The sequence below is a fragment of the Stenotrophomonas sp. LARHCG68 genome (genome assembly GCF_052871705.1).
The window spans coordinates 126,933-153,269 of record NZ_JBIXJV010000003.1 but is presented as its reverse complement, the minus strand read 5'-3'; the positions used below and the strand labels follow the sequence as shown (position 1 = coordinate 153,269).

Here is a 26,337-nt window from a genome sequence, read left to right as displayed (position 1 = left end):
GCACCGCAAGCGCAGGACAAACCCTCGCCCTTGAAGAACCCCAAGGTACGCTGGACGTTGACCGGCATCGGCCTGCTGGTGCTGGTCGCATTGCTCGCATGGCTGGCGTACTACCTGACCACCGGCAGGTACCTGCAGCAGACCAACAACGCCTACCTGCAGGCCGATGCGGTGGCGGTCGCGCCGCGCATCAACGGCTACGTCACCGAAGTGCTGGTGCAGGACAACCAATGGGTGAAGGCCGGTGCGCCGCTGGTGAAGATCGACCCGCGCACCTACCGCGCCACGCTGGACCAGGCCGAAGCCGTGATCGCCGTGCGCGAGGCCGACATCGCCGCCGCCAGCGCCGGGGTGGAAGGCAACCGGTCGCAACTGCTGCAGGCACGCACCCAGCTGCGCGCCGCCGAGGCCACGCTGCGCTTCGCACGCGCCGAAGTGGCGCGCTTCGGCCCGCTGGCGGCGTCCGGCGCCGACACCCATGAGCACCTGGAGAGCGTCAAGCACGACCTGGAACGGGCGCAGGCCCAGTACGACGCGGCGCGCGCGCAGATCAGCGGGGCCGAGAGCCAGCTGCAGGCCGGCCAGGCGCAGTTGGCCCAGGCGCGCGCGGGGCTGAAGCAGGCCCAGGCCGATGCCGCGCAGGCCGAGGTGGCCTTCGAGGACACCGTGCTGAGCGCGCGCATCGACGGGCGGATCGGCAACAAGACCGCGCAGGTGGGCCAGTTCGTCGGTGCCGGTACGCGGTTGATGACGGTGGTGCCGCTGCAGTCGCTGTACCTGTCGGCCAACTTCAAGGAAACCCAGCTAGGGCGGATGCGACCGGGCCAGCCGGCGCGGATCGAGGTGGACGCGCTGCCGGGCACGACGCTGCACGGCACCGTGGAGAGCATCTCGCCGGGCACCGGCTCGCAGTTCGCGCTGCTGCCGCCGCAGAACGCCACCGGCAACTTCACCAAGGTGGTGCAACGCATCCCGGTGCGGATCCGGATCGAGGCCGATGCACGGACCCGCACGATCCTGGTGCCCGGCATGTCGGTGGAGGTCACCGTGGACACGCGTGAGGACAGCGCCAACACGCCGTCCGGGGACGCTGCCGCGCGATGAGCACCGCCGCCGCCAGCGCGGTGCCACAGAAGGCCGATGCCAGCGCCTGGCTGGCGGTGGCCGCCGGCACCATCGGCTCGTTCATGGCGACGCTGGACATCTCCATCGTCAACGCCGCGCTGCCGACCATCCAGGGCGAGGTCGGCGCCAGCGGCACCGAGGGCACGTGGATCTCGACCTCGTTCCTGGTCTCGGAGATCGTGATGATCCCGCTGACCGGCTGGTTCGTGCGCACGCTGGGCCTGCGCACCTTCCTGCTGATCTGCGCCTCGCTGTTCACCGCGTTCTCGGTGATGTGCGGCCTGTCGAGCACGCTGGACATGATGATCCTCGGCCGCATCGGCCAGGGCTTCAATGGCGGCGCGCTGATTCCCACCGCCTTGACCATCGTGGCCACGCGGCTGCCACCGGCACAGCAGACGCTGGGCACGGCACTGTTCGGCATGACCGTGATCCTGGGGCCGATCATCGGCCCGTTGCTGGGCGGCTGGCTGACCGAGAACGTCAGCTGGCATTACGCCTTCTTCATCAACGTGCCGATCTGCGCCGGACTGATCGCGCTGCTGCTGCTCGGCCTGCCGCACGAGACGTCGAACTGGGGTGGCCTGCTGCGCGCGGACTGGCTGGGCATCCTCGGCATGACCGCCGGCCTGGGCGCGTTGACCGTGGTGCTGGAGGACGGCCAGCGCGAGCGATGGTTCGAATCGGAGTTCATCCTGATCCTGAGCCTGGTCTCGCTGGTGGGCTTCGCGCTGCTGGCGTTGTCGCAGTTCCTCAGCGACGAGCCGGTGATCCGCCTGCGGATCCTGTTCCAGCGCAGCTTCGGCGCGGTGTTCGTGATGGTCGGCGCGGTCGGCATGATCCTGTTCGGGGTGATGTACATGATCCCGCAGTTCCTGGCGGTGATCGCCGGCTACAACACCGAGCAGGCCGGCTACGTGCTGTTGCTGGGCGGCGTGCCGACGGTGCTGCTGATGCCATTCATGCCGAAGATGCTGGAGACCATCGATGTGCGGGTGATGGTGATGGGCGGCATGCTGTGCTTCGCCGCGGCATGCTTCATCAACCTCGGGTTGACCCCGGACAGCGTGGGCATGCATTTCGTCATAGGCCAGCTGCTGCAGGGCTGTGGGCTGGCGCTGGCGATGATGGCGCTGAACCAGGCCGCGATCACCTCGGTGCCGCGCGCGCTGGCCTCCGATGCCTCGGGCTTGTTCAACGCGGCGCGCAACCTGGGCGGCTCGATCGGCCTGGCCATCATCTCCACCTTCCAGGAGCGGCGCGTCAGTTTCCATATCGATGCCATCGGCAGCGCCACCACGGCCAACTCGCCGCTGGCGCAGGACTACCTGCAGGCCCTGGGCGGACAGACGGGCGATGCGACGCAGGCCGCCGCGCTGCTGGTACAACAGGTGCAGCAGCAGGCGCTGGTGATGGCCTACAACGACCTGTTCTGGATCTTCGGCATCATCGTGGTGGCGACGCTGCCGCTGGTGTTCCTGCTCAAGCCCCTGCCCAAGGGCGTTCCTCTGGCGATGCACTGATGGCACGACACGTTTCCCGTTCCCTGTTGCCGATCTCCCTCGGCCTGGCCCTGCCGCTGACGCTGGCCGGCTGCATGCTCGGCCCCGACCATGTGCGCCCCGAGGTCGCCCGGGGCGCCGTCGCCCAGCCGGCCCTGCCGCGCGCTGCCGATGCCGGGGTGATGCCGGCCACGCCCCCCAGCCAATGGTGGCGGCAGCTCGACGACCCGTTGCTGGACCAGTTGATCGACGATGCCCTGCGCAACAGTCCGAACCTGCGTGCGGCGCAGGCCAGGCTGCTGGCTTCGCGTGGCCTGCAACGGCAGCGCCGGGCCGAACAGCTGCCCAGCGTCGGCGCGGTGGCCGGCTACACCCGCATCAACCCGCCCGACGTGCTGGTGGACGACGTGCGCCAGGTTGGTGAATCCGCCGCGCGCGTGGCCGAGAGCAATGGCCGTCCCCAGGAGGCGGCGCAGCTGCGCGATGAGTTCTCGAAGATCGACCTGGATACCAGCCTGTACATCGCTGGCGTCGATGCGAGCTGGGAGCTGGACCTGTTCGGCCGCAAGCGCCGTGCCGCGCAGGAAGCGGCGGCCAGGGCCGATGCCGACGCCGCGGCGCTGGCCGATGCGCAGGTGCAGCTGGCCGCGGAAGTGGCCCAGGTCTACCTGGGCTACCGCGGCAGCCGCCAGCGCATCGCGCTGGCCGAGCACAACGCCACGGCGGCGGCCGACGCACTGGCCCTGACCCGGCAGCGCCGCGCGCGCGGCGTGGATTCGGACCTGCACGTGGAGCGTGCCAGCGTGCAGTTGGAGCAGCAGCAGGCCCAGCTGGCGCCACTGCGTGCGCAGGCCACCGAAGCGCGCGACCAGTTGGCATTGATGACCGGCCGTGAGCCGGGCGCGCTGGACGCCACGCTGGCCGAGGATCGGCCGATGCCGTCGTTGCCGGCGGAGGTGAAGGTGGACGATGCGGCGGCGCTGATCCGGCGCCGGCCGGACATCCGCAAGGCCGAAGGCGAGCTGGCGGCATCTTCGGCGCAGATCGGCCAGGCCCTGTCGGCGTACTTCCCGCAGGTGAACCTGCTGGGCACGATCGGCATGGGGGCGTCATCGCTGTCGGATTTCAACAGTGACTCGGCCGCGAGCGTGGTGATGCCGTTCCTGCGCTGGTCGGTGTTCGATTTCGGCGTGAACAAGGCCCGCGTGGCACAGGCCCGTGCCGGTCACCAGGCCCGCCTGGCCGCCTACGAGGGTACGGTGCTGGCGGCCCTGCAGGATGCCAACAGCGCCTTGACCCGTTTCGGCGCGGCCCGCGAGCAACTGCTCAAGGCCCGCAACGCCGAGGCCTCGGCCACCCGCTCGGCGGCGTTGATGGCCCAGCGCCGCCAGGCCGGCGCCTCCTCGCAGATCGACCTGCTCGACGTGCAGCGCCAGCAGTTGAGCGCGCAGGACGGCCTGGCCCAGGCCCAGTTGCAGCTGCTGGTGCGCTACGTGGCGCTGCAGAAGAGCCTGGGCCTGGGATGGGAGCAGGCCCCCGAGCCGCGCAGCTGAGGGGGAGCCTTTGAAGCGCAATGCCCGCGCAAGGCCCCGTTGCAACGCCCTCCCGGCGCGCGGAGCGCTCGCCTGGCCCGGGTGGCGACCGGTAAGGTCCGCCCGGCGCCAATCGCCACACCCGGCGGTGTCGCCTGCAAAACCCGGGGGCTACACTACGCGCGTTTTCCACCTGCCCGCTCCCGGAGCCCTACATGCCCGTTGATGCCAAGCCCGACATCAGGAACGATGCCATCGCCCTGAACAGCGAGCCCGGCTACCTGTCCATCCGCGACCTGCGCAAGGAATTCGATGGCTTCGTCGCCGTCGATGACGTCAACCTGGACGTGCGCAAGGGCGAGATCTTCGCGTTGCTGGGGGGCTCGGGCAGTGGCAAGTCGACCTTGTTGCGCTGCCTGGCCGGCTTCGAGACCCCGACCAAGGGCAGCATCCTGCTCGACGGCCAGCCGATCACCGCGCTGCCGCCGTACGAGCGGCCGATCAACATGATGTTCCAGTCCTATGCGCTGTTCCCGCACATGACGGTGGAGCAGAACATCGCCTTCGGCCTGAAGCAGGACGGCATGGCCAAGGACGCGATCACCCGCCGCGTCGGCGAGATGCTGGAGCTCGTGCAGCTGGAAAAGCTCGGCAAGCGCAAGCCGCACCAGCTCTCCGGCGGCCAGCAGCAACGCGTGGCGCTGGCCCGTTCGCTGGCCAAGGGGCCCAAGCTGCTGCTGCTGGACGAGCCGATGGGCGCGCTGGACAAGAAGCTGCGCTCGAAGATGCAGCTGGAGCTGGTCAACATCATCGAGCAGCTGGGCGTGACCTGCGTGATGGTCACCCATGACCAGGAAGAAGCGATGACCATGGCCACCCGCATCGCGGTGATGGACCAGGGCTGGATCCAGCAGATCGGCAAGCCCGACGACATCTACGAGCAGCCGGCCAACCGCTTCGTGGCCAGCTTCATCGGCTCGGTGAACCTGTTCGAAGGCGTCATCGACGAGGACCTGCCCGAGTACGTCACCGTGCGCACGGCCGATTTCCCGGCGCCAATCTACGTCGGCCATGGCATCACCGGGTATGAAGGCCAGCCGGTCGCCTTCGCGCTGCGCCCGGAGAAGGTGCACATCGCCAAGGACGAACCCGAGGGCGAGACCAACAAGGCGTTCGGGGTGGTCGAGGACATCGCCTATTTCGGCAGCCACTCGGTCTACCACGTGCGCCTGCCCAGCGGCGCCAAGATCCTCTCCAACTTCGCCAACATGAAGCGCTGGGACAGCGACGGCATCACCTGGAACGATGAAGTCTGGGTGTCCTGGGACGACAACGACGGCGTGGTGCTGACCTCATGAGCCAGACGGACAAGAACGCGGCCGGTTGGCGGCGCTGGGTGCCTGGCGTGCGCGCCAGCGTGATCGGCGTGCCGTACCTGTGGCTGTTGCTGTTCTTCGCGATCCCGTTCCTGATCGTGCTGAAGATCTCGTTCTCGAAGATGGCCGTGGCGATGCCACCCTACACGGCGATCGTCGAGTACGTGGACAACGCGTTCAACGTCAACCTCAACCTGGGCAACTACACGGCGCTGTTCACCGACAGCCAGTACGTGCTGGCCTACCTGAGCTCGATCAAGATCGCGCTGATCTCCACCGTGCTGACGCTGCTGATCGGTTACCCGATGGCCTACGTGATCTCGCGGATGTCGCCGTCGGCGCGCAACATCGCGATGATGCTGGTGGTGTTGCCGTCGTGGACTTCGTTCCTGATCCGCGTCTATGCCTGGATCGGCATCCTCGACAGCAACGGCATCCTCAACCGCTGGCTGATGGCGGCCGGGCTGATCGACACCCCGTTGCAGATCCTCAACACGCCGCTGGCCGCCTACATCGGCATCGTCTACTGCTACCTGCCGTTCATGGTGCTGCCGCTGTACACCAACCTGGTCAAGCTCGACCACCGCCTGCTGGAGGCTGCCTACGACCTCGGCGCCAAGCCATGGCAGGCCTTCCTGAAGATCACCCTGCCGCTGTCGCGCAACGGCATCGTCGCCGGCTTCATGCTGGTGATGATCCCGGCGGTGGGCGAGTTCGTGATCCCGGAAATGCTCGGCGGCCCGGGCACGCTGATGATCGGCCGCGTGTTGTGGAGCGAGTTCTTCACCAACCGTGACTGGCCGCTGGCCTCGGCGGTGGCGGTGGTGATGCTGGTGCTGCTGCTGATCCCGATCCTGATCTTCAACCGTTCCCAGCAGCGTGAGCTGGAAGGGAAGCTGGCATGAGCATGGCGCGGCGCAATTCCTGGTGGGGCTGGCTGGCGCTGCTGTTCGGCTTTGGCTTCCTGTACCTGCCGATCCTGCTGGTGATCATCTACTCGTTCAATTCCTCGCGCCTGGCGACGGTGTGGGTGAGTTTCTCCTTCAGCGCCTACAGCCAGCTGTTCAACGACCGGCAGCTGCTCGACGCGGCGTGGTTGAGCCTGAAGATCGCCTTCTGGACCGCCACCGCGTCCATGGTGGTCGGCACGATGGCGGCGATGGCGATGACCCGCTTCAAGCGCTTCCCGACCAAGACGGTGTTCGGGGCGCTGGTCACCGCGCCGCTGGTGATGCCGGAGGTGATCATCGGCCTGTCGATCCTGCTGATGCTGGTGTCGATGGGGGGGCTGTTCGGCTTGCCGTCGAAGGGCCAGGTGGCGATCTGGATCGCGCATGTCACCTTCACCCTGTCGTTCGTGACGGTGGTGGTCTCCTCGCGCCTGCAGGAGATGGACCGCTCGCTGGAAGAAGCGGCGATGGACCTGGGCGCGAACCGGGTGAAGGTGTTCTTCCTGATCACCTTGCCGATCATCGCCCCGGCCTTGCTGTCCGGCTGGCTGCTGGCCTTCACGCTGTCGCTGGATGACGTGGTGATCGCCAGCTTCATGGCCGGCCCGAGTTCGACCACCTTGCCGATGAAGGTGTTCTCCTCGGTGCGCATGGGCGTGAGCCCGAAGATCAACGCACTGGCCACGGTGATGGTGCTGGCGGTGTCGACGGTGGCCTTCATCGGCTGGTGGATCTCCGCCCGCGCCGAGAAGCGGCGCCAGCGCGACCGGCAGCTGGCGCTGCAGGAGAACGGTTGATCGCCAGGCAGCGGCAACGCCGGGCCACGCCCGGCGGGCTTCACCGCTGAAACCCCGCTCGAGCACGGCACCGCGCCGCCGGTTCGTGCTTTACCTGCCGGCAACACCTGCGGCGTTACCCTTGCTGCATTCGTTGGATGCAGGTGTGACGCCATGGCTTCGTATCAAACCGTGAACCCCTTCAACGGCCGCGCCGAACGTACGATCGAACTGATGGCCGCCGCGGCCATCGAGCAACGCCTCGCGGCCGCCGATGCCGCGTTCCCGGCCTGGTCCGCACTGACGCTGGCGCAGCGCGGTGCGTACCTGCGCAACGTCGCCGCGGGCTTGCGTGCGCAACGGGAGGACATCCAGCGCACCATGAGCGCGGAAATGGGCAAGCTGCGGCGCGAGGCGCTGGCCGAGATCGAGAAGAGCGCGGCTGCCTGCGAGTACTACGCCGACCACGCCGCCGACTACCTCACGCCGCAGGCGATCACCACCGAGGCCCGGCGCAGCTATGTCACCTACCAGCCGATCGGCTGCGTGCTGGCGGTGATGCCGTGGAACTTCCCGATCTGGCAGGTGATCCGTTTCCTGGCGCCGGCCCTGATGGCGGGCAACGTGGCCCTGCTCAAGCACGCCAGCAATGTTCCCGGTTGCGCCGATGCGCTGCGTGGCGTGGTGGCTGCCGCCGGCATCCCGGACGGCGTGTTCGACGTGCTGCACATCGACAACGACCAGGCTGCCGACGTCCTGCGCGACCGCCGGGTGAAAGCGGTCACCTTGACCGGCAGCGAGCGGGCGGGGCGCTCGATTGCCGCCAACGCCGGCGACCAGTTGAAGAAATGCGTGATGGAGCTGGGCGGCAGCGATGCCTTCGTGGTGCTCGAGGACGCGGATCTGGACGTGGCCGTCGCCGCGGCGGTGAAGTCGCGCTTCGACAACGCCGGCCAGACCTGCATCGCCGCCAAGCGCTTCGTGCTGGTGGACGCGATCGCCGATGCATTCGTGCAGCGTTTCGTCGAGGCGGCCAGGGCACGCGTGTATGGCGACCCGCAGGACGAGGCCACCACGCTGGCGCCGATGGCGCGGGCCGACCTGCGCGATGAACTGCATCGGCAGGTGCAGGAGTCGGTGGCGCTGGGTGCGACGTTGCGGCTGGGCGGCGAACCGATTGCCGGCAGCTGCGCAGGGTATGCCGCGTCGATCCTGGACAACGTCGGCCCGGGCATGCCGGCCTACACGCAGGAGCTGTTCGGTCCGGTGGCGGCGATCCTGAGGGTCAAGGATGAAGCCGAAGCGGTGCGCGTGGCCAATGACACCTGTTTCGGGTTGGGGGGCAGTGTGTGGACGCGCGACGTGGCGCGCGGCGAGCAGGTTGCCTTGCAGCTGCAATGCGGTGCGGCATTCGTCAATTCGGTCGTGAAGAGCGACGCGCGGCTTCCCTTCGGCGGTACCAAGCGCTCGGGCTTTGGCCGCGAGCTGGCCGACCACGGCATCCATGAGTTCATGAACATCAAGACGGTCTACGTGGCCTGACCTGCTTCGGCCCCCCTTTGGCCGTAGGCAAAGGGGAGGGCCGGGGAGGGGTGACCTTCGCCCCGGCGCAAGGCCGCCCCGTCACGACTGGAGCCGCGCCTGCGCGCTCAGCCGAACGGTTGATCGATCGACGGGCTCTGCGGCGTCATCAGGGCGGCACCGTCCTCGGTGACGTACAGGATGTCCTCCAGGCGCACGCCGAACTGGTCGGGGAGGTAGATGCCGGGTTCGTCGCTGAAGGTCATGCCCGGCTCCAGCACGTGCTGGTTGCCGCGCACCAGGTAATCCCACTCATGCATGTCCAGGCCGATGCCATGGCCAAGGCGATGGCTGAAGTAGCGGAAGTCCGGTCCATAGCCGGCATCGCTGATCACCTTGCGCGCGGCGCCGTCCACCGCCGACATGGTCACCCCCGGGCGCGCCACCTTCAGCGCGGCGGTCTGCGCCTGCAGCACGATGTCGAAGATGCGGCGGATCTCGTCGCTGGGCTGGCCCAGCACCACGGTGCGGGTCATGTCGCTGGTGTAGCCATCGGCACGGCAGCCTCCGTCGAAGATGATGGGCGTGCCTTCGACCAGGTGCTGCGGCTTGTCCGAGCCGTGCGGCGAGGCGGTGTACTTGCCGATGTTCACGTCGGCATCGCCCCTCAACCCGGTGCGGGCATAGGCCATCGCCACCAGGCCGCTGATGTCCTGCTCGGTCATGCCGGGCTGCAGGGCCTTCCATACCGCCTCGTACACGGCCAGCGTGTTGGCGTTGGCCAGCTTCATCAGTGCCAGTTCGGCCGGGCTCTTGACCCGGCGGCAGCCGGCGCTGACCGGCCAGGCGTCGACCACCCGCGCCTGCGGCAGCGCGTCCATGATGCCCTTGGCGCGGAAAAACGGGACCGTCTCCTCCATGCCGATGACGCCGGTGGCGTGGCCCATGTCGCGGACCACCCTGGCGACCAGCGCATACGGGTCTTCGTCTTCCTGCCAGCCGCGCACGTCGTTGCCGAGCTTGATCTGCTCCAGCGTGCGGCCGCGCTCGAACTCGGGCGTGACGTAGACCAGCTCGCCCGAGCGCGGCAGCAGCACGCCGGTCAGCCGTTCGCTGTTCCACCAATGCATGCCGGTGAAGTAGGTCAGCGAGCTGCCGGCACCGATGAACAGCACGTCGATGCCGTGCTGTCCCATCAGTTGCTGGGCGCGCGCCACGCGCGCCATGCGCTCGTCATTGCCGATCGGCACCACCTGCGCGGCGACCGGCTTCAGGGCGCGGATCGACGCGGGCAGGTCGCCGTCACCGGCCGCAGGCGCGGCCTGCGCCATCTGAGACAGCGGCAACGCCGCCGCGCCGACGGCCAGTGAGTTGCGCAGGAAATGACGGCGCGTGCCGTTGAAGGCGGATGGGTTTGCCATGGAGTTCCCCTCGAAGTCCGGATGCAGGAAGCGCGCGACCGACGGCGTCAAAGCCAGCCGGAGCGCTTGAACAGGCGATACAGCACCACGCACACCGCGCCCACGCCGATCATCAGCAGCGGATAGGCGAAGCGGCCGGCGAGCTCGGGCATGTGGGTGAAGTTCATGCCGTACCAGCTGGTGACCAGCGTGGGCGCGGCCAGCAGGGCCGCCCAGGCACCCAGCTGTTTGACGGTCTCGCCCTGTGCCAGCGTGACCAGCGACAGGTTCACGCTCAACGCCGTGCCCAGCATCTCGCGCAGGGTGTCGATGGCGTCGTTGACGCGCGCGGCGTGGTCCTGCACATCGCGCAGGTACAGCCGCACTTCCTCGTTGACCAGTTGCGCCTGGTTGCGCTGCAGCTGCGCCAGCGCGTCCTGCAGCGGTGCCACCGCCAGCCGCATCTTGTTGAGTTCGCGCTTGAGCTCGTACAGGCGGATCACCGTGCGCCGCTTGTAGGTCTCGGCGAAGATGTCCTTCTCAAGCGTGTCCAGGGTGTCGCGGAAGCTGTCGGTGATCGGCAGGTAGTTGTCCACCACCGCATCCAGCACCGCGTACAGGCAGAAGGACGGGCCCATCGACAGCAGCCCGCGTTCGCGCTCCAGCCGCGCCCGCACCGGTGCATACGACAGCGAGGCGCCATGGCGCACGGTCAGCAGGAAGCGCGGCCCGAGGAAGGCATGGGTCTCGCCGTAGCGGATGCGCTCGTCCACCACCTGCGCGGTGTGGACCACCACGAACAGCGAGTTGCCATAGGTTTCGATCTTGGGCCGCTGGTGCGCCTTGCGCGTGTCCTCGATGGCCAGCGGGTGCAAGTTGAATTCCTCCTGCACCTTGTCCAGCACGGCATCGCTGGGCTCGTACAGGCCCACCCAGACGAAGCCCTTGCTGTCCTCCTGGAGGACGTCGCTGATGCTGTCCAGGTCGATGGCGCGCAACGCGCCATCTTCGCCATACCAGGTGCAGTTGATGACACAGGCCGGATTGGCCGGTGCCGGAGATGTGATGACCGGTTCCATGCCGGCCATCGTGCCTCAGCGCGCCGGGGCCGCCAAGCGTTGTGGACGCAACACCCAAGCCAACGCCAGGTGCACCGGCAGCAGCAACACGATCCACTGCACGTTGTACTGCGCCTGCAGCGACAGCCAGTGCACCGGCAGGGCGAGCGCGGCGATGCCGGCCACCAGCCACAGCAGCAGGGTGAACCCGCGCCCCGGGCGACGTCCGCGCAGCAGCATCCAGGCGCCGGGAAGCAGCGCCAGCGCCAGCGGGTTGAGCAGGAACAGGTTGCGGTTGGCCCACGCGGCATGGTGCTCGCTGAAGCCCCACAGGTAGGTCAGCAATCCGCCGGCGACGGCGCAGAACAGCCAGAACGGCAGCGCGAAGCCGGCCACCAGGCGCGGGCGGCGACGCGTGGCCAGGAGCAGCGTCGCCACTGCCAGCCCGGTCAGCAGCCACGGCCACCAGCGGCGAACCTGCTCCTTGGGTTCGGCGGCCAGGCGCTGCGGAAACAGCGCGTGTTCCTCCAGCACCAGCGGGCGGCCTTCGCTGTTGCGGGCCTCGCGCAGGCTGTCGGCCAGGCGCATCGGCACGAACGCTTCCTCCCAGCGCGACAGCGGCACGTCCGCGCTCGGGCCCAGGCCCAGGTCGAAGCCCAGCCACATCCACGGCGCCGGCGAGGCCAGCCGCACCGACTCGCTGCGGTAGGTGTTGCCGCGCGAACGTCCGGCCAGCTGTGATTTCAAGCCGCCGTTCATGGCCTGGTCCAGGGTGTCGCGGACCATCGTGGCGCAGTTGGCGGTGTAGTAGTCGTAGCGGTAGCGCGCGTTCTCGGGCCTGGCGCGCTCGACCAGGCCGGCCGCCAGCGCGCGGGCCTGGTCCGCTGGCAGGTCCAGCCACTGGATGCTGGCGCCGCGACCGACCTGCTGGTACTGCGACAGGTCTTCTTCCAGCGGCAGTGCCACCAGGTAATACATCATGTGGCCGCGCACGAAGTTGCCGACGAAGTCCGCCTCGCCCGGGTCGAAGTAGCCGAAGTTGTACGAGGTGGCCTGGCCGGTGACCGGGTCGGCCACCACCAGTGCGTCGTGGCCGAAGCGCTCGAAGAAGATCTCGCCCGGTTGCATGGTCACCACGCCGATGCGGGGCACCGGCGGCGGCTCCGCTGCGGCGGTGCTGGCCTGTGCGCCGGCAGCGCCGGCGAACAGCAGCAGGAACAGCAATGCGAATGCGGCCGACAACCGCCGCGGCAACCGGAAGGTGATCAAGCGTCGTCCTGGTCTTCGGGGGGCAGGATGGTGACGTGGAAGGCCTGCACGCGGCGCGCATCGGCACGTGCCACGCGGAACACGAAACGCTCCAAGGTCAGCTCGTCGCCGGTTTCCGGCAGGTGGCCGATGGCTTCGGTGACCAGGCCGCCGATGGTGTCGTAATCGTCGTCGGAGAAGTCGGCGCCGAAGCGCTCGTTGAAATCGCCGATGGTGGTCAGCGCGTCCACCACGTAGCGGCCATCGGCGAGGATGGCGATCTGCGCGGTGTGGTCCTCGGTCTCGTCATGCTCGTCGTCGATCTGGCCGACGATCTGTTCCAGCACGTCCTCGATGGTGACCACGCCGGCCACGCCGCCGTACTCGTCGACCACGATGGCCATGTGGTTGCGCGAGAGCCGGAACTCCTTGAGCAGTACGTTGAGCTTCTTGGCCTCGGGGATCAGCACCGCCGGGCGCAGCAGCTCGCGGATGGTGGAATGGCTGTTGTCGGCGACCACGCCGCGCAGCAGGTCCTTGGCCAGCAGGATGCCAAGGATGTCGTCCTTGTTCTCGCCGTGCACGGGGAAGCGCGAATGTCCGGATTCGACCACCTGCTTCATCAGTTCGATGAAGGGTGAATCCACCGGCAGGGACACCATGTGCGAGCGCGGCACCATCACATCGCCCACGGTCAGCTCGGCCACCGAGATGGCGCCTTCCATCATGCGCAGGGTGTCTGCGGCGATCAGGCCGTCCTGCTGTGCGGTCTGCAGGATCGTCACCAGCTCGTCGCGGGTGTGGGGTTCGCTGGAGAAGGCCGAGCTCAGGCGCTCAAGCCAACTGCGTTTTTTCTCGCCCGGTTCAGGGCTGGTACTACTGTCGTCTTCAGACATCTCTTGGTTTGACGGCACCCGGCTCGCCGGGCGGTGCCGGCAAGTCTAGCAGAGGATGTTTATCGCTCCCGGCTCAGCCGGCCGGGGGTTGGCCCGGTGCGTGGACATCGGGTTCGGCGGGCTTGGACGGCGCCGGGTCGGCCGGTGCCGGCACGCCCGGGGCCTCGCCTTCGGCCGGGTGGTCCAGGCTGTAGGTGCAGCTGACCAGGGTCTTGCCCGGGTGCGACTTGACGTTGGACACGCCCAGCACCACCGACTCGATCAGCGCCTCGCCGGAGCGGGCATCGATGACGTCGCGGCTGACCAGTTCGCGGCCGGCCATGAACTTGTCCGGGGCGTCATAGCCGGTTTCCAGGTCCAGCGTCCTGGCCAGGTCGCGGGGTTCGGGCAGGTCGAGGATGGCCAGGACGGTGCCGCCGGCCATGGCGACATGGTCGACTTGGTGGCCAAACACGCGGATCGGCGTGTTCAGCATGTACTCGGCCATGAACAGGTTGCCCTGCGGCAGCGGTCGCCAGCCCAGTGCCACGGCCTTGAGCGGGTCGTTGACGATCGGTGCCAGCGCGGCGAACTCGCTGACGCTCTGCCGGCACTCGATCAGCGCGGCCAGGTCGATCGGCCCTTGGGCCCGGGCGGTGCCAGCGAAGGCGAGCAGCAGGGGCAGCAACGGAGTCAGGCGCACGGGTGTTCCGCAGGACGGGGGCTGTCAATGATAGCCACGCATGTCCGTTCCGGTGCAGCCCGGCCATGGGGTCACCCGCAGCCTGGCCGCGAAGTTGGCGATGTCAGCGGCCTCGTGGGCCGCTCAATGTTCGCCGGCGTAGGGGTCTTCGATGCCCAGTTCGGCCAGGATCTCGCGCTCGAGCTGTTCCATGGCCTCGGCTTCCTTGTCGTCCTCGTGGTCCCAGCCGAGCAGGTGCAGCACGCCGTGCACGGTGAGGTGGGCGTAGTGGGCATTGAGCGCCTTGCCCTGTTCCTTGGCCTCGCGTGCCACCACCGGCGCGCAGATCACCAGGTCACCCAGCAGCGGGAACTTCACGCCCTTGGGCAGCCCTTCGGGCACCTCGGCGGGGAAGCTCAGCACGTTGGTGGCGTAGTCCTTGCCGCGGTAGTGGCGGTTCAACGACTTGCCTTCCTTGGCATCGACCACGCGGATGGCCAGGTCGGCTTCGCGGATGCGCCCCTTCAATGCGGCCGCCACCCATTTGCGAAAGCTGACCGCGGCCGGCAGTCCGGCGCGGGGGAGGGCGTAGCTGATGGCTACATCAAGGCGGGTAGGGCCCTTGGTCATGGCAGGTTCCGGCAATTCAGGCAGTACAGAGGGGCACAGTATCGCGCGCTGGAGGTTTCATCGCGACTTCCATTCCGCGGCAGTGAACGGAATCTCCACGACCGCACTGTCCGCACGGCGCGCCGGTATGTCGGCTTCCTCGGCCGAGCCATGGCAGTTGTAGCCCTTGTGCAGGCTGACCTGGGTAGCCAGCGCCAGTGCGCCCTGTTCCGGGCTGGCGTCGGGATCCAGGTAGATCGTGGCGTCCTTGCAGCCGCCGACGTTGGCCACCTGCAACGCCGGGATCAGGGTGCGCGCGGCCTGGTCCGTCAGGGCATCGAACTGTTCCTGGCTGATGCGCTCCTGCGCCGCGGAGGCACGCAGCTTGAAGTAGTACAGCTGCTTGTAGAACAGGTAGCCATTGGAATACATCGGCCAGTCCTGCGGCATCAGGTTCAACTGCATCTGCAACCTGCGGCCGCTGACCTGCTCGGCCTGGGCGATGGCCTGGATCACCTGCGCATCGAGATCGTTGGCCGGGGTCTCGCTGCTGCGGGTACCGGCTGCGTCCAGCGGGAAGGGATCGTCGCGCAGTTCCTGCAGCCGCGAATAGGTGCCGTGCTCGGCGGCGTACTTCATGCTGGCGCGGAAGTCCCTGATGCCGCTGTCGATCGCCTCGGCTGGGCTCATGCGCCCGGCCGGGTAGACGTAGATGTCCACCCGGGTTTCCTGGTGGTCCTTCAGCGCGTAACGAAAGCCCGCGCCATCGAACTTCTGGCCGGGGTCGAAGCTGCTGCCCTGCAATTCGAAGTCGCCAACCTGTTTGGGGGCGATCAGGTAGCTGGTTTCAACGTAGGGGCGGGCATCGGCCGGGGCATCCTTCTTCTTGCCGATGGCCGTGCCAGGCATGCAGATCACGACCAGCAGCGTGCAGGCGGACAAGAGGCGATACACGTTGGGCATCACACTTCCTTTGTGCAGGTGATGCCCGGAGTGTAAGGCTTACTCGGCGCCGGGTTTGACCTGCTGCAGGTCGCGCCGGTCGTAGGCGTTGACGATGCGCGCCACCAGCGGATGGCGGACCACGTCGCGGGCCTCGAAGAAGGTGAAGCTGACGCCGTCCACGTCGCGCAGTACCTCGATCGCATCGCGCAGGCCGGACTTCATGTGCTTGGGCAGGTCGGTCTGGGTCAGGTCGCCGGTGACCACCGCGGTCGAGCCGAAGCCCAGGCGGGTCAGGAACATCTTCATCTGCTCGATGGTGGTGTTCTGCGCCTCGTCCAGGATCACGAACGCATCGTTGAGCGTGCGCCCGCGCATGTAGGCCAGCGGCGCGATCTCGATGACGTTCTTCTCCAGCAGCTTGGCCACCTTCTCCACGCCGAGCATTTCGTACAGGGCGTCATAGAGCGGGCGCAGGTAGGGATCGACCTTCTGGGTCAGGTCGCCGGGCAGGAAGCCCAGCTTCTCGCCAGCCTCCACCGCCGGGCGCACCAGGATCAGGCGCTGCACGCGCGATTCGTTCAAGGCTTCCACCGCCATCGCCACGGCCAGGAAGGTCTTGCCGGTACCGGCCGGGCCGATGCCGAAGTTGATGTCGTGGGTGGTGATCTGGTGCAGGTACTTGGCCTGGTTGGCACCGCGGCCGCGCACGGTGCCGCGCTTGACCTTGATCGCCACTTCCTGGGCTTCGTAGGCCTGATCGACCACCTGCTCGACGTTGGCCTGGTTCAGCCGCAGGTGGATGGCGTGGCTGTCGAACACGGTGTCGGCAGCCTCGGCGTAGAGGGCGTTGACCAGCTTCTCGGCCTCGGCGGCGGTCTTGCCGGGGCCGCTGACCCGGAACACATGGCCGCGGTTGGCGATCTGCACGCCGAGCTTGAGCTCGATCTGGCGCAGGTGCTCGTCGAACGGACCGGACAGGTTGGCCAGTCGTTCGTTGTCGATGGGGTCCAGGGTGAAGTCGCGATGGGTGATGGCAGTCATGGGCGATAGATGGTGGCGATGGCGGGGACATCAAGGCCGCCGCAGGGGACGCGGCGGGCGGTCCTGAGCCGCAGTCCGGGCGGGCCGGCAATCGCCAGGGTGCCGGGAGAGCGGGGGGACTTGAAATTTAATTAATCGTTGAATTAAATGAAGGAATGAATCGAAAGCCCGCCAAGCCCTCCGTGGATGCCCCCGCAGCGCAGGCCCCAGCGGTCGCGCCGGGTGTCCCGGCAGCGTCGTCCCGCAAGCCCCGCAAGCGCACCCCCGGGCGTCGCCCCACGCAGGATGCGGCGGACCTGCGCGTCCAGTTGCTGGATGCCGCGCTGGCATGCTTCGTCGCAAAGGGCATCGCCGCGACATCACTGCGGGACATCGCGCAGCATGCGGGCGTGACGCCGGCACTGGTCCACTACTACTTCGGTGACAAGCCGCGGCTGCAACAGGCCGTGGTGGAAGAACGCCTGTGGCCGGTGATGGCGCAGGTGCATGCCGGGGTGCAGGAGGTGGGCCAAGGCGTGGCGGGGTTGGTCGCGGCCTTCGTGGAGGGCGTGGTGCGGGCGGTGGCCGAGCACCCGTGGCTACCGACGTTGTGGGTGCGCGAGATCCTCTGTGAAGGGGGGGCGCTGCGCGAATTGATGATCGAACGCGTTGGCCCGGTGTTGCCGCGGATGCTGGTCGAGCGTTTCGCCGCGGCGCAACGCGATGGCCAGTTGAACCCGCAGCTGGATCCGCGTCTGATGGTGGTCTCGTTGATGGGGCTGACCATGTTCCCGCTGGCCAGTGCCCCCATCTGGCAGTCGTTGTCCGGCGCCCAGGATCTGGGCGCCGAAGAGGTGCAACGCCATGCATTGGCGCTGCTGACGCACGGACTGGAGCTGAAGGCATGAACAAGCGGCGTGGGTTCCTTGTCATCGGGATGCTGTTGTCGCTGGCGGCCTGTCGCGGGCAGGCGCCGCAGGCGCTGGGGACGCTGGAATGGGACCGGGTGACGCTGCCGGCACCGGCGTCGGAACGAATCGTGCGGATCGACGTGCGCGAGGGGCAGCAGGTGGCGGCGGGCGCGCCGCTGATGCAGTTGGAGCTGACCTACGCACAGTCGCAGCTGGCCGCCTTGCAGGGGCAGGCGGCACAAAGCACGGCGGCGTTGTCCGAACTGCACAACGGGCCCCGCAGCGAAGACATCGCGCAGGCGCGTGCCGCACTGGTGGCCGCACAGGCACAGGCACGCCAAGCGCAGGCCTACTACGCCCGGCTGCAGCCACTGGGGACGCGACAGCTGGTTGCCGCCTCCGAACTGGACCGCGCGCGGGCGGCGGCGCAGAGCGCGCAGGCCGACGCCGGCCGCGCCGACGCGGCGCTGGCCGAACTGCTGCATGGCAGCCGGATCGAACAGGTGGCGCAGGGCGAAGCGGCGCTGGCATCGGCGCAGGCCAACGTGAGCGCGCAGGCGGTGCTGCTCGGCAAGCTCGCGCTGGTCGCGCCACGCGCGGGGCGCGTGGACAGCCTCCCCTACAAGCTGGGCGACCAGCCCGCGCAGGGCGCGCCGCTGGCGGTGCTGCTGGTGGGCGAGGCGCCGTATGCACGCGTCTACCTGCCGCAGGCGCTGCGCAACCGGCTCCAGGTCGGGGATGCCCTGCAGGTGCAATTGCAGGGCGATGCGGCCACGCAGGTCTACCCGGGCCGGATACGCATGATCCGCAGCGAACCGGTGTTCACGCCGTACTTTGCCTTGACCGGCCAGGACGCCGAGCGCCTGAGCTACCTCGCCGAGATCAGCCTGGGCAAGGAGGCCGCCACGCTCCCGGTCGGGGCGCCGCTGAAGGTGCTGGACGATGGCCGGCGTTGAACTGGCCGCGCCGATGCGCGTCGTCGCTCCGTCGGATGACATCGCGATCCGCGCGCGCGGCGTGAGCCGGCTGTTCGGTGCGCTGAAGGCCGTGGATGACATTCACCTGGATGTGCCGCGCAGGCAGGTCTACGGCTTCCTGGGACCCAATGGCTCGGGCAAGTCCACCACCATCCGCATGCTGTGCGGCTTGTTGACCCCCAGTGCCGGCCAGATCGAGGTGCTGGGGTTGCAGATCCCCGAGCAGGCCGAGGCATTGCGCAGCCGCATCGGCTACATGACCCAGAAGTTCTCGTTGTTCGAGGACCTGAGCGTGCGCGAGAACCTGGAGTTCCTGGCCGCCGTGTACGACTTGCCGCGCGCGCGGGCGCGCCAGCGCATCGAGGTGTTGCTCGAGCAGTACCGGTTCCAGGACCGCCAGAAGCAGTTGGCCGGCACCATGAGCGGCGGCCAGAAGCAGCGCCTGGCCTTGGCTGCCGCGGTGCTGCACGAGCCGGAGCTGCTGTTCCTGGACGAGCCGACCAGCGCGGTGGACCCGGAATCGCGCCGCGATTTCTGGGAGAAACTGTTCGAACTGGCCGATGCAGGCACGACCTTGCTGGTGTCCACGCATTACATGGACGAGGCCGAGCGCTGTCATCGCATCGCCATCCTCGACCATGGCGCGCTGGTCGCCGACGGCACCCCGGCCGAACTCACCGCCCGCCTGGCCGGGCGCACGCTGGTGGTCGAGGCGGCACAGCCGCGGCAGGCCGCGCGCGTGCTGTCCGACTGCCCGGGCGTGATCAGCGTCGCGCAGATCGGCAACAGCCTGCGCGTGCTGCGGGCCGACGACGAGGGCGGCGAGGCATTGACCTGGGCACTGGAGGCGGCGGGCATCACCGCGCAGGTGCATCCGCAGGCGGCGAGCCTGGAGGATGTGTTCGTTGCCGCGACCCGGGGCAGGGCCGTGGATACGGCGGAGGACGCATGAAACTGCGACGACTGCTCGGCGTGATGGTCAAGGAGCTTCGGCAGATGCGCCGCGACCGCATCACCCTGGCCATGATCATCGGTATCCCGGTGATGCAGCTGCTGCTGTTCGGCTACGCGATCAACACCAACCTGCGCGACCTGTCGGCCGGTTTCGCCGACCAGGCGCGCACCTCTGCCTCGCGCATGCTGGCACGGGACATCGTCGCCACCGGCGTGGTCGCGCCGGTACTGGAGGCGGAAACCCCGCAGCAACTGGTGGAGGCGATGCGGCGTGGCCAGATCAGCATCGGCATCGTCATCCCCATGGATTACGAACGGCGACGGGCCGAAGGCCGCGAGGCGCTGCAGATCCTGGTTGACGGCAGCGACAACGCGGTGCAGAGCGCGGCCGCGCAACTGGCGCGGATGCCGTTCGATGGGGCCGGCTTCAAGCCGCTGGCGCCCACCGCGATCAGCGTGGTGGGCTTCTACAACCCGCAGCGCAGTTCGGCGGTCAACATCGTCCCCGGCCTGGTCGGGGTGATCCTGACCATGACCATGGTGCTGTTCACCGCGGTGGCCATCGTGCGCGAGCGCGAGCGTGGCAACATGGAACTGCTGATCGCCACGCCGGTGACCAGCGCCGAGCTGATGATCGGCAAGGTCATCCCCTACGTGATCATCGGCCTGCTGCAGACCGGCATGGTGCTGGCGCTGGGCACCTGGTTGTTCCACGTGCCCATCGGCGGCAGCCTGCTCGACGTGTTCATCGCCGCCGGCCTGTTGATCGTGGCCAACCTGGCACTGGGGCTGCTGATCTCCACGCGTGCGCAGTCGCAGTTCCAGGCGATGCAGATGACCTTCTTCATCTTCCTGCCGTCGATCCTGCTGTCCGGCTTCATGTTCCCGTTCGCCGGCATGCCGCGCTCGGTGCAGTGGCTGGCCGAAGTGCTGCCGCTGACCCACTTCCTGCGCCTGATCCGGGGCGTGATGCTGCGTGGGGCGAGCCTGTGGGAGCTGTGGCCCGGCGTGGTCGCGCTGCTGGCCTTCAGCACGGTGATGATGGCCGGGGCGATCCTGCGTTTCCGCAAGCGGCTGGATTGAGTGCGGCCCGTTGATACGGGGCTGGGTTCTCCACAGCCCATGTGGATGCGGACGCGACGAACCTGTGGATATCCCGCCCCAGCCCTTGCGTTGCAAGGCTTTTGACTGGCTGGTCAAAAAACTGCCATCGGCGGGGTAGGTTGTCCACATCGGATGTGGATCGAATCTGCACGAACATGTGGATAACCGTGCGCAGCCCAGCAACGGCGGGCCTTTCAGTGGCATGGCGAAAAAATGACCGGCCCCGATCCGTAGGAGCGCCCTTGGGCGCGAAGCTGATGATCTGGAAGGCGGGCGCTTTTGGGATGGGCACGGTTGCCCACGGCATCGGGGACAGAGCCAGCTTCGCGCCCAAGGGCGCTCCTACGTTACGGTCCTGGGATGCAGTTCCAACAGGTAGGAACGCAAGGTGCTTCCCGGGCAAGCACTGCTCACCCGGGATGGGGAGACCTTATTCCTGCGTGGCAACCCGGCCGCGCAGCGAGTTGCTCAGCGCCTCGGTGATGACCACATCGACGAACTGGCCCACCAGGCGCGGATTGCCCGGGAAGTTCACCGAACGCATGTTCTCGGTCTTGCCGGTCAGTTCGTTCGGGTCCTTGCGCGAAGGGCCGTCGACCAGTACCGACTGCACCGTCCCCACCATCGCATTGGAAATGGTGGCGGCATGCGCGTTGATGTGGGCCTGCAGGCGCGACAGGCGCGCATGCTTCTCGGCGTCGCTGATCGTATCCTCCAGGTCGGCGGCCGGGGTGCCCGGGCGACGCGAGTAGATGAAGGAGAAGCTCTGGTCGAAGCCCACGTCCTCGATCAGTTTCATGGTCTTCTCGAAGTCGGCGTCGGTCTCGCCGGGGAAGCCGACGATGAAGTCCGAGCTGATCGAGATGTCCGGGCGCACCGCGCGCAGCTTGCGGATCTTGGCCTTGAACTCCAGCGCGGTGTAGCCACGCTTCATGGCGCTGAGGATGCGGTCGCTGCCGGCCTGCACCGGCAGGTGCAGGTAGTTGGCCAGCTTGGGCACGTCGCGGTAGGCGTCGATCAGCGAGTCGCTGAATTCCAGCGGGTGCGAGGTGGTGAAGCGGATGCGGCCGATGCCGTCGATCTCGGCCAGGGTGCGGATCAGCAGGCCCAGATCGGCGATCTCGCCGTCGCCGTAGGGGCCGCGGTAGGCATTGACGTTCTGGCCGAGCAGGTTGATCTCGCGCACGCCCTGCGCGGCAAGTTGCGCGCATTCGACCACCACGTCCTCGAACGGGCGGCTGACCTCGGTGCCGCGGGTGTACGGCACCACGCAGAACGAGCAGTACTTGGAGCAGCCTTCCATGATCGAGACGAAGGCCGAGGCACCTTCGGCGCGCGGCTCGGGCATGCGGTCGAACTTCTCGATCTCCGGGAAGCTGATGTCCACCTGCGGCTTGTTCTGCTCGCGGCGGGCACGGATAAGCTCCGGCAGGCGGTGCAGGGTCTGCGGGCCGAACACCAGGTCCACGTAGGGCGCGCGCTTGACGATGGCTTCGCCTTCCTGCGAGGCCACGCAGCCGCCCACGCCGATGATGACGTCGCGGCCGCCGGCCTTGAGCGCCTTCCAGCGGCCGAGCTGGCTGAACACCTTCTCCTGTGCCTTCTCGCGGATGGAGCAGGTGTTGACCAGCACCACGTCGGCCTCTTCGGGGTTGTCGGTCAGCTCCAGGCCTTCGGACTCGGCCAGCACGTCGGCCATCTTGGCCGAGTCGTACTCGTTCATCTGGCAACCGTGGGTCTTGATGTAGAGCTTGCCGCGCGCACCGCCGGCAACCTTCGGCTTGGCGCCGGGCAGGGGAATCAATTCAGGAGTGGTCATTTCAGCAGGCGGCACGGCAGGGCCGGCCGTGATCGGCGAGGGAGTGGCTGGCGTCCCGGGCATGGCGCTTATTCCAGACGGGTGGGCGGGCAGGCGGCCCGGGGGCCGCATTCGAAGCGGGCTATTGTATCGGCCCCGGCCGGCTGGGTGAGAACACGCCGCGTCAAATACTTGGCAAGCCTCGCCGAAGCTGGGAGACTCCCCCGCCATGAAGGGGATTTTGGGGATCACCGGCATTCTGCTCGCCGCACTGGCCGCCTTGCCGGCCAGTGCCGGCACGCTGTACAAGTGCGTCGGCAACGACGGCATCCCGAACTACGTGAACCGCCGCATCAGCGGGGCCAGCTGCAGCGTGGTGAGCAGTTACCGCCCTGCGCGTGAACCCGCGCGCGCGCCTGCGCCAGCCATCGCGCCGTCGGTCCCGACCATCACCGGCGAAGGCCGGGGCAACGCGGTCGCCGCCCAGCCGGTGCCGGTCGCGGCCAGCAATCCCGCCCCGGCGACGGCACCGGCCACGGTTGGTCGTGCCCAGCGCGTGGTCAGCGGGCAGGTCTACTCCTATATGAAGGACGGGGTGCGGCATTACTCCAGCACCCGGCCGAGCCAGGTCGCCAGCATCGGCCCGGTCCGCACCATCCAGTACAGCTACATCGAACGCTGCTATGCCTGCGGGGTGACCTCCCGGGTCAACTTCGGCACGGTACGCCTGAATACGCAGGCCTACAGCGCCGAGATCGCCGCCGCCGCGCGCGAGTTCGGGGTCGAGGAGGCGGTGGTGCGGGCGGTGATCCATGCCGAGTCGGCGTTCAATCCCACCGCGCTCAGCCGCGCCGGCGCGCAGGGGCTGATGCAGCTGATGCCGGCCACCGCGCGTCGCTTCGGCGTGACCGATTCGTACGACGCCAACCAGAACATCCGTGGCGGGGTGCAGTACCTGTCCTGGCTGCTGCGTCGCTTCAACGGCAACCTGACCCTGGCTGCGGCGGGGTACAACGCCGGCGAAGGTGCGGTGGACCGTCATGGTGGCGTGCCGCCCTACAGCGAGACCCAGTATTACGTCCAGCGCGTGGCCCAGTTGGCCGAGCGCTATCGGGGCGAACGTACCTCCAGCCTGTAAGCTTCGGCCACGTGTTGCGGCGGGTCGTGACAAATCCCGCGGACTGGTGTTTGATCGCGTTGTGCGGGCGTTAAGCGTTCCGTTACACTCGCGTGCGATTCGTTTCAGAGCAGGCTGGTCCCCACCCAGACTGCTGGCAGCCTCAAGCTACCTAATCAATAGTCGGAGAGCCGGATGGCCAACGATGGGGTAAACGATCCAGTCAATACCGGGCGTCGCCGGTTCTTGACAACGACCACCGCGGTGGTCGGAGCAGTTGGCGTAGGTTTCGCAGCTGTACCTTTCATCAAATCGTGGAATCCCAGTGCGCGGGCCAAGTTGGCCGGTGCCCCGGTGACCGCCGACATCAGCGCCCTGCAGGAAGGCCAGCGGCTGATCCTGGAATGGCGCGGCCAGCCGATCTGGATCGTCAAGCGGTCCAAGGCCATCCTCGAGGCACTGCCCAGCCTTGATGGCCGGTTGAAGGACCCCGAGTCCGGCAACAAGGACCAGCAGCCGGACTACGTGCTCAAGGGCAATGCCGAATTCCGCTCGATCAAGCCGGAGATCTCCGTGCTGGTCGGCCTGTGCACGCACCTGGGCTGCTCGCCGGAGATGGTCGCCGAGATCCGCCCCGAGCCGTATGACGCGCAGTGGAAGGGGGGCTACTTCTGCCCCTGCCACAAGTCGCGCTTCGACATGTCCGGGCGCGTGTTCCAGGACGTGCCGGCACCGATCAACCTGCTGGTGCCGCCGCATCACTACACCGATGACAACACCATCGTCATCGGTGTCGATCCGCAGGGGGCAGCCTGACCATGGCCAACATCCTCGTCCGTACCGCCACCGGCGTGGCCAACTGGGTCAACGAGCGTGCCCCGGGCCTGATGCCGGTGTACCGCAAGCACGTCAGCGAGTACTACGCGCCGAAGAACTTCAACTTCTGGTACTACTTCGGCTCGCTGGCGCTGGTGATCCTGGTCAACCAGATCCTCACCGGCATCTTCCTCACCATGCACTACAAGACCAGTGCAGCCGAGGCGTTCGCATCGATTGAATACATCATGCGCGACGTGGAGTGGGGCTGGCTGATCCGCTACATGCACTCCACCGGGGCCTCGCTGTTCTTCATCGTGGTCTACCTGCACATGTTCCGCGGCCTGATGTACGGCAGTTACAAGAAGCCGCGCGAGCTGGTGTGGATCCTGGGCATGCTGATCTACCTGGTGCTGATGGCCGAAGCCTTCATGGGCTACGTGCTGCCCTGGGGCCAGATGTCGTTCTGGGGCGCGAAGGTCATCATCTCGCTGTTCGGCGCCATCCCGGTGATCGGCAACGGCCTGACCGAGTGGATCATGGGCGACTACCTGCCCGGCGATGCCACCCTCAACCGCTTCTTCGCCCTGCACGTGATCGCGCTGCCGCTGGTGCTGCTGCTGCTGGTGGTGCTGCACCTGGGGGCGCTGCACGAGGTGGGCTCGAACAACCCCGACGGCGTGGAGATCAAGAAGGGGCCCAAGGGCAACCGCTGGTCGTCGACCGCGCCGACGGACGGCATCCCGTTCCACCCGTACTACACTGTCAAGGACATGGTGGGCGTCGGCTTCCTGCTGGTGCTGGCGGCGTTCATCATCTTCTTCGCGCCAGGCTTCGGCGGGCTGTTCCTGGAGCACGACAACTTCACCGAGGCCAACCGCCTGGTGACGCCGGAGCACATCAAGCCGGTGTGGTACTACACCCCGTACTACGCGATGTTGCGTGTGGTACCGAACAAGCTCGGCGGCGTGATCGTGATGTTCTCGGCCATCGCCATCCTGTTCTTGGTGCCGTGGCTGGACAAGGCCAAGGTCAAGTCGATCCGCTACCGCGGCCCGATTTCCAAGGTGATGCTGGGTATCCTGGCGGTGTGCTTCGTGTGGCTGGGCGTGATCGGTTCCGGCCCGGGCACCGCGATCTGGGAGACCTGGGTGGGGCGCGTGCTGACCTTCCTGTACTTCGCCTTCTTCATCACCATGCCGGTTTGGACCAAGCTCGACAGCACCAAGCCGGTACCGGAACGGGTGACGACGCATGACTGACAAATGGATGGTGCGGCTGGCCATGGCCGCCGCGATGGTGTTCTGCGTGTCGGCCAATGCCGCCGAGGGGGGCAAGCTGCAGCAGGCCGGCAACGACCTGGGCGACAAGGCCTCGCTGCAACGCGGTGCCCAGGCCTACATGAGCTACTGCTCCGGCTGTCATTCGCTCAAGTACCTGCGTTATTCGCGCATGGCCGAGGACCTGGGCCTGACCGAGGCGCAGGTGATGGACAACCTCAACTTCACCGGGGCCGCGTTCGGCGAGCAGATCCAGGTCGCCATGCCGCACGATGAGGCCACCAAGTGGTTCGGCAAGATGCCGCCGGACCTGAGCCTGATCGCCCGCGTGCGCGGCACCGACTGGATCTACACCTACCTCAAGTCGTTCTACGTGGATCCGTCGCGGCCGCTGGGCTGGAACAACACCGTGTTCCCGAACGCCTCCATGCCCAACCCGCTGTGGGAGCTGCAGGGCATCCAGCACGCCGAGCACGGCAAGCCCGAGCAGCCGGGGCTGGACCCGCCGGTGGTCGGGCTGAAGATCGCCCAGCCGGGCAAGGTGGACGCCCGCGAGTACGACCAGACCGTGCGTGACATCACCAACTTCCTGGAGTACGCCGGCGAGCCGGCCGCCCTGAAGCGGCAGAGCCTGGGTGTCTGGGTGGTCCTGTTCCTTGCGCTGTTGACGTTCCTGGCTTATCTGGTGAAGACCGAGTACTGGAAAGACGTGCACTGACCCGGCGGCCGCCCCACTGGAGGGCCTTGGCAATCGAGCAGGT

At 67.5% G+C, this 26,337-nt stretch carries 23 protein-coding genes and 1 pseudogene; 15 read left to right on the top strand and 9 right to left on the bottom strand.

Annotated features, from left to right (window positions below; all coding sequences use genetic code 11):
* Positions 1 to 15: 15 nt before the first annotated feature.
* The 7 genes and pseudogenes from ACIPR8_RS11820 to ACIPR8_RS11790 form a co-directional block, all read left to right on the top strand.
* Positions 16 to 1,104 (top strand): annotated as a pseudogene (locus ACIPR8_RS11820) (HlyD family secretion protein); the annotation flags it as partial.
* Entirely contained in the window at positions 1,101 to 2,648 is a 1,548-nt protein-coding gene (locus tag ACIPR8_RS11815; protein ID WP_446541161.1) for an MDR family MFS transporter, read from the top strand. The pseudogene ACIPR8_RS11820 and the gene ACIPR8_RS11815, both read left to right, overlap by 4 nt.
* Positions 2,648 to 4,180, top strand: coding sequence for an efflux transporter outer membrane subunit (locus ACIPR8_RS11810; RefSeq protein WP_446541160.1), 1,533 nt, complete (start codon positions 2,648 to 2,650; stop codon positions 4,178 to 4,180). Before ACIPR8_RS11815 ends, ACIPR8_RS11810 begins: the two co-directional genes overlap by 1 nt.
* A gap of 194 nt (positions 4,181 to 4,374) precedes the next feature.
* Positions 4,375 to 5,517, top strand: coding sequence for an ABC transporter ATP-binding protein (locus ACIPR8_RS11805; RefSeq protein ID WP_192286297.1), 1,143 nt, complete (start codon positions 4,375 to 4,377; stop codon positions 5,515 to 5,517).
* Entirely contained in the window at positions 5,514 to 6,440 is a 927-nt protein-coding gene (locus ACIPR8_RS11800; protein ID WP_192286296.1) for an ABC transporter permease subunit, read from the top strand. The genes ACIPR8_RS11805 and ACIPR8_RS11800 overlap by 4 nt, the downstream gene beginning before the upstream one ends.
* Entirely contained in the window at positions 6,437 to 7,282 is an 846-nt protein-coding gene (locus ACIPR8_RS11795) for an ABC transporter permease subunit (protein ID WP_132864485.1), read from the top strand. Before ACIPR8_RS11800 ends, ACIPR8_RS11795 begins: the two co-directional genes overlap by 4 nt.
* A 153-nt stretch (positions 7,283 to 7,435) precedes the next feature.
* A complete protein-coding gene (locus ACIPR8_RS11790; protein ID WP_446541159.1) occupies positions 7,436 to 8,803 on the top strand; it encodes an NAD-dependent succinate-semialdehyde dehydrogenase in 1,368 nt (455 codons plus the stop codon).
* A 107-nt stretch (positions 8,804 to 8,910) separates the two neighbouring features.
* On the opposite strand, the gene ACIPR8_RS11785 is transcribed toward ACIPR8_RS11790, so the two are convergent.
* The 8 genes from ACIPR8_RS11785 to ACIPR8_RS11750 form a co-directional block, all read right to left on the bottom strand.
* Complete coding sequence (locus ACIPR8_RS11785; RefSeq protein WP_446541158.1) at positions 8,911 to 10,203, bottom strand: M24 family metallopeptidase; 1,293 nt, start codon at positions 10,201 to 10,203, stop codon at positions 8,911 to 8,913.
* A 47-nt stretch (positions 10,204 to 10,250) separates the two neighbouring features.
* Entirely contained in the window at positions 10,251 to 11,270 is a 1,020-nt protein-coding gene (locus ACIPR8_RS11780; protein WP_192286292.1) for a magnesium and cobalt transport protein CorA, read from the bottom strand.
* A 6-nt stretch (positions 11,271 to 11,276) separates the two neighbouring features.
* Positions 11,277 to 12,509: a lipoprotein N-acyltransferase Lnb domain-containing protein gene (locus tag ACIPR8_RS11775; protein WP_446541157.1), complete on the bottom strand. Its 1,233-nt coding sequence runs from the start codon at positions 12,507 to 12,509 to the stop codon at positions 11,277 to 11,279.
* On the bottom strand, positions 12,506 to 13,384 hold the full coding sequence (locus tag ACIPR8_RS11770) for an HlyC/CorC family transporter (RefSeq protein WP_132864482.1): 879 nt from the start codon (positions 13,382 to 13,384) through the stop codon (positions 12,506 to 12,508). Before ACIPR8_RS11770 ends, ACIPR8_RS11775 begins: the two co-directional genes overlap by 4 nt.
* 73 nt (positions 13,385 to 13,457) lie before the next feature.
* Entirely contained in the window at positions 13,458 to 14,066 is a 609-nt protein-coding gene (locus tag ACIPR8_RS11765) for a hypothetical protein (RefSeq protein WP_446541156.1), read from the bottom strand.
* Between the two features lie 123 nt (positions 14,067 to 14,189).
* Positions 14,190 to 14,675, bottom strand: coding sequence for an rRNA maturation RNase YbeY (ybeY, locus tag ACIPR8_RS11760; protein WP_192286291.1), 486 nt, complete (start codon positions 14,673 to 14,675; stop codon positions 14,190 to 14,192).
* Between the two features lie 57 nt (positions 14,676 to 14,732).
* Positions 14,733 to 15,617 carry a hypothetical protein gene (locus ACIPR8_RS11755; protein ID WP_446541155.1) on the bottom strand — a complete coding sequence of 295 codons (885 nt, stop codon included), beginning with the start codon at positions 15,615 to 15,617 and terminating at the stop codon, positions 14,733 to 14,735.
* Positions 15,618 to 15,656: 39 nt separating this feature from the next.
* A complete protein-coding gene (locus ACIPR8_RS11750) occupies positions 15,657 to 16,640 on the bottom strand; it encodes a PhoH family protein (protein WP_446541154.1) in 984 nt (327 codons plus the stop codon).
* A 155-nt stretch (positions 16,641 to 16,795) separates the two neighbouring features.
* On the opposite strand from ACIPR8_RS11750, the gene ACIPR8_RS11745 reads away from it, so the two are divergent.
* The 4 genes from ACIPR8_RS11745 to ACIPR8_RS11730 are packed head-to-tail and all read left to right on the top strand — an operon-like array spanning position 16,796 to position 20,544.
* Positions 16,796 to 17,527: a TetR/AcrR family transcriptional regulator gene (locus ACIPR8_RS11745; protein ID WP_446541153.1), complete on the top strand. Its 732-nt coding sequence runs from the start codon at positions 16,796 to 16,798 to the stop codon at positions 17,525 to 17,527.
* Positions 17,524 to 18,486 (top strand): HlyD family secretion protein, encoded by a 963-nt coding sequence (locus ACIPR8_RS11740; RefSeq protein WP_446541152.1) that lies wholly within the window; start codon positions 17,524 to 17,526, stop codon positions 18,484 to 18,486. The genes ACIPR8_RS11745 and ACIPR8_RS11740 overlap by 4 nt, the downstream gene beginning before the upstream one ends.
* 13 nt (positions 18,487 to 18,499) lie before the next feature.
* Positions 18,500 to 19,459: an ABC transporter ATP-binding protein gene (locus tag ACIPR8_RS11735; RefSeq protein ID WP_446541406.1), complete on the top strand. Its 960-nt coding sequence runs from the start codon at positions 18,500 to 18,502 to the stop codon at positions 19,457 to 19,459.
* Positions 19,456 to 20,544, top strand: a complete 1,089-nt coding sequence (locus ACIPR8_RS11730; RefSeq protein WP_192286286.1) for an ABC transporter permease — start codon at positions 19,456 to 19,458, stop codon at positions 20,542 to 20,544. Before ACIPR8_RS11735 ends, ACIPR8_RS11730 begins: the two co-directional genes overlap by 4 nt.
* A 451-nt stretch (positions 20,545 to 20,995) precedes the next feature.
* Here ACIPR8_RS11730 and miaB read toward each other — a convergent pair whose 3' ends face one another.
* Positions 20,996 to 22,447 carry a tRNA (N6-isopentenyl adenosine(37)-C2)-methylthiotransferase MiaB gene (gene miaB, locus ACIPR8_RS11725; protein WP_446541151.1) on the bottom strand — a complete coding sequence of 484 codons (1,452 nt, stop codon included), beginning with the start codon at positions 22,445 to 22,447 and terminating at the stop codon, positions 20,996 to 20,998.
* Between the two features lie 145 nt (positions 22,448 to 22,592).
* Between miaB and ACIPR8_RS11720 the strand changes: the two genes are divergently transcribed.
* The 4 genes from ACIPR8_RS11720 (at position 22,593) to ACIPR8_RS11705 (ending at position 26,294) form a co-directional block, all read left to right on the top strand.
* Positions 22,593 to 23,501 (top strand): lytic transglycosylase domain-containing protein, encoded by a 909-nt coding sequence (locus ACIPR8_RS11720; protein WP_446541150.1) that lies wholly within the window; start codon positions 22,593 to 22,595, stop codon positions 23,499 to 23,501.
* A gap of 174 nt (positions 23,502 to 23,675) precedes the next feature.
* The gene (petA, locus tag ACIPR8_RS11715) at positions 23,676 to 24,296 is read left to right on the top strand and encodes a ubiquinol-cytochrome c reductase iron-sulfur subunit (RefSeq protein ID WP_132864473.1); all 621 of its coding nucleotides are present in this window, start codon (positions 23,676 to 23,678) and stop codon (positions 24,294 to 24,296) included.
* A gap of 2 nt (positions 24,297 to 24,298) precedes the next feature.
* Positions 24,299 to 25,558, top strand: coding sequence for a cytochrome b (locus ACIPR8_RS11710; protein ID WP_446541149.1), 1,260 nt, complete (start codon positions 24,299 to 24,301; stop codon positions 25,556 to 25,558).
* Positions 25,551 to 26,294 (top strand): cytochrome c1, encoded by a 744-nt coding sequence (locus tag ACIPR8_RS11705; RefSeq protein ID WP_192286282.1) that lies wholly within the window; start codon positions 25,551 to 25,553, stop codon positions 26,292 to 26,294. The genes ACIPR8_RS11710 and ACIPR8_RS11705 overlap by 8 nt, the downstream gene beginning before the upstream one ends.
* The last annotated feature ends 43 nt before the right edge of the window (positions 26,295 to 26,337 follow it).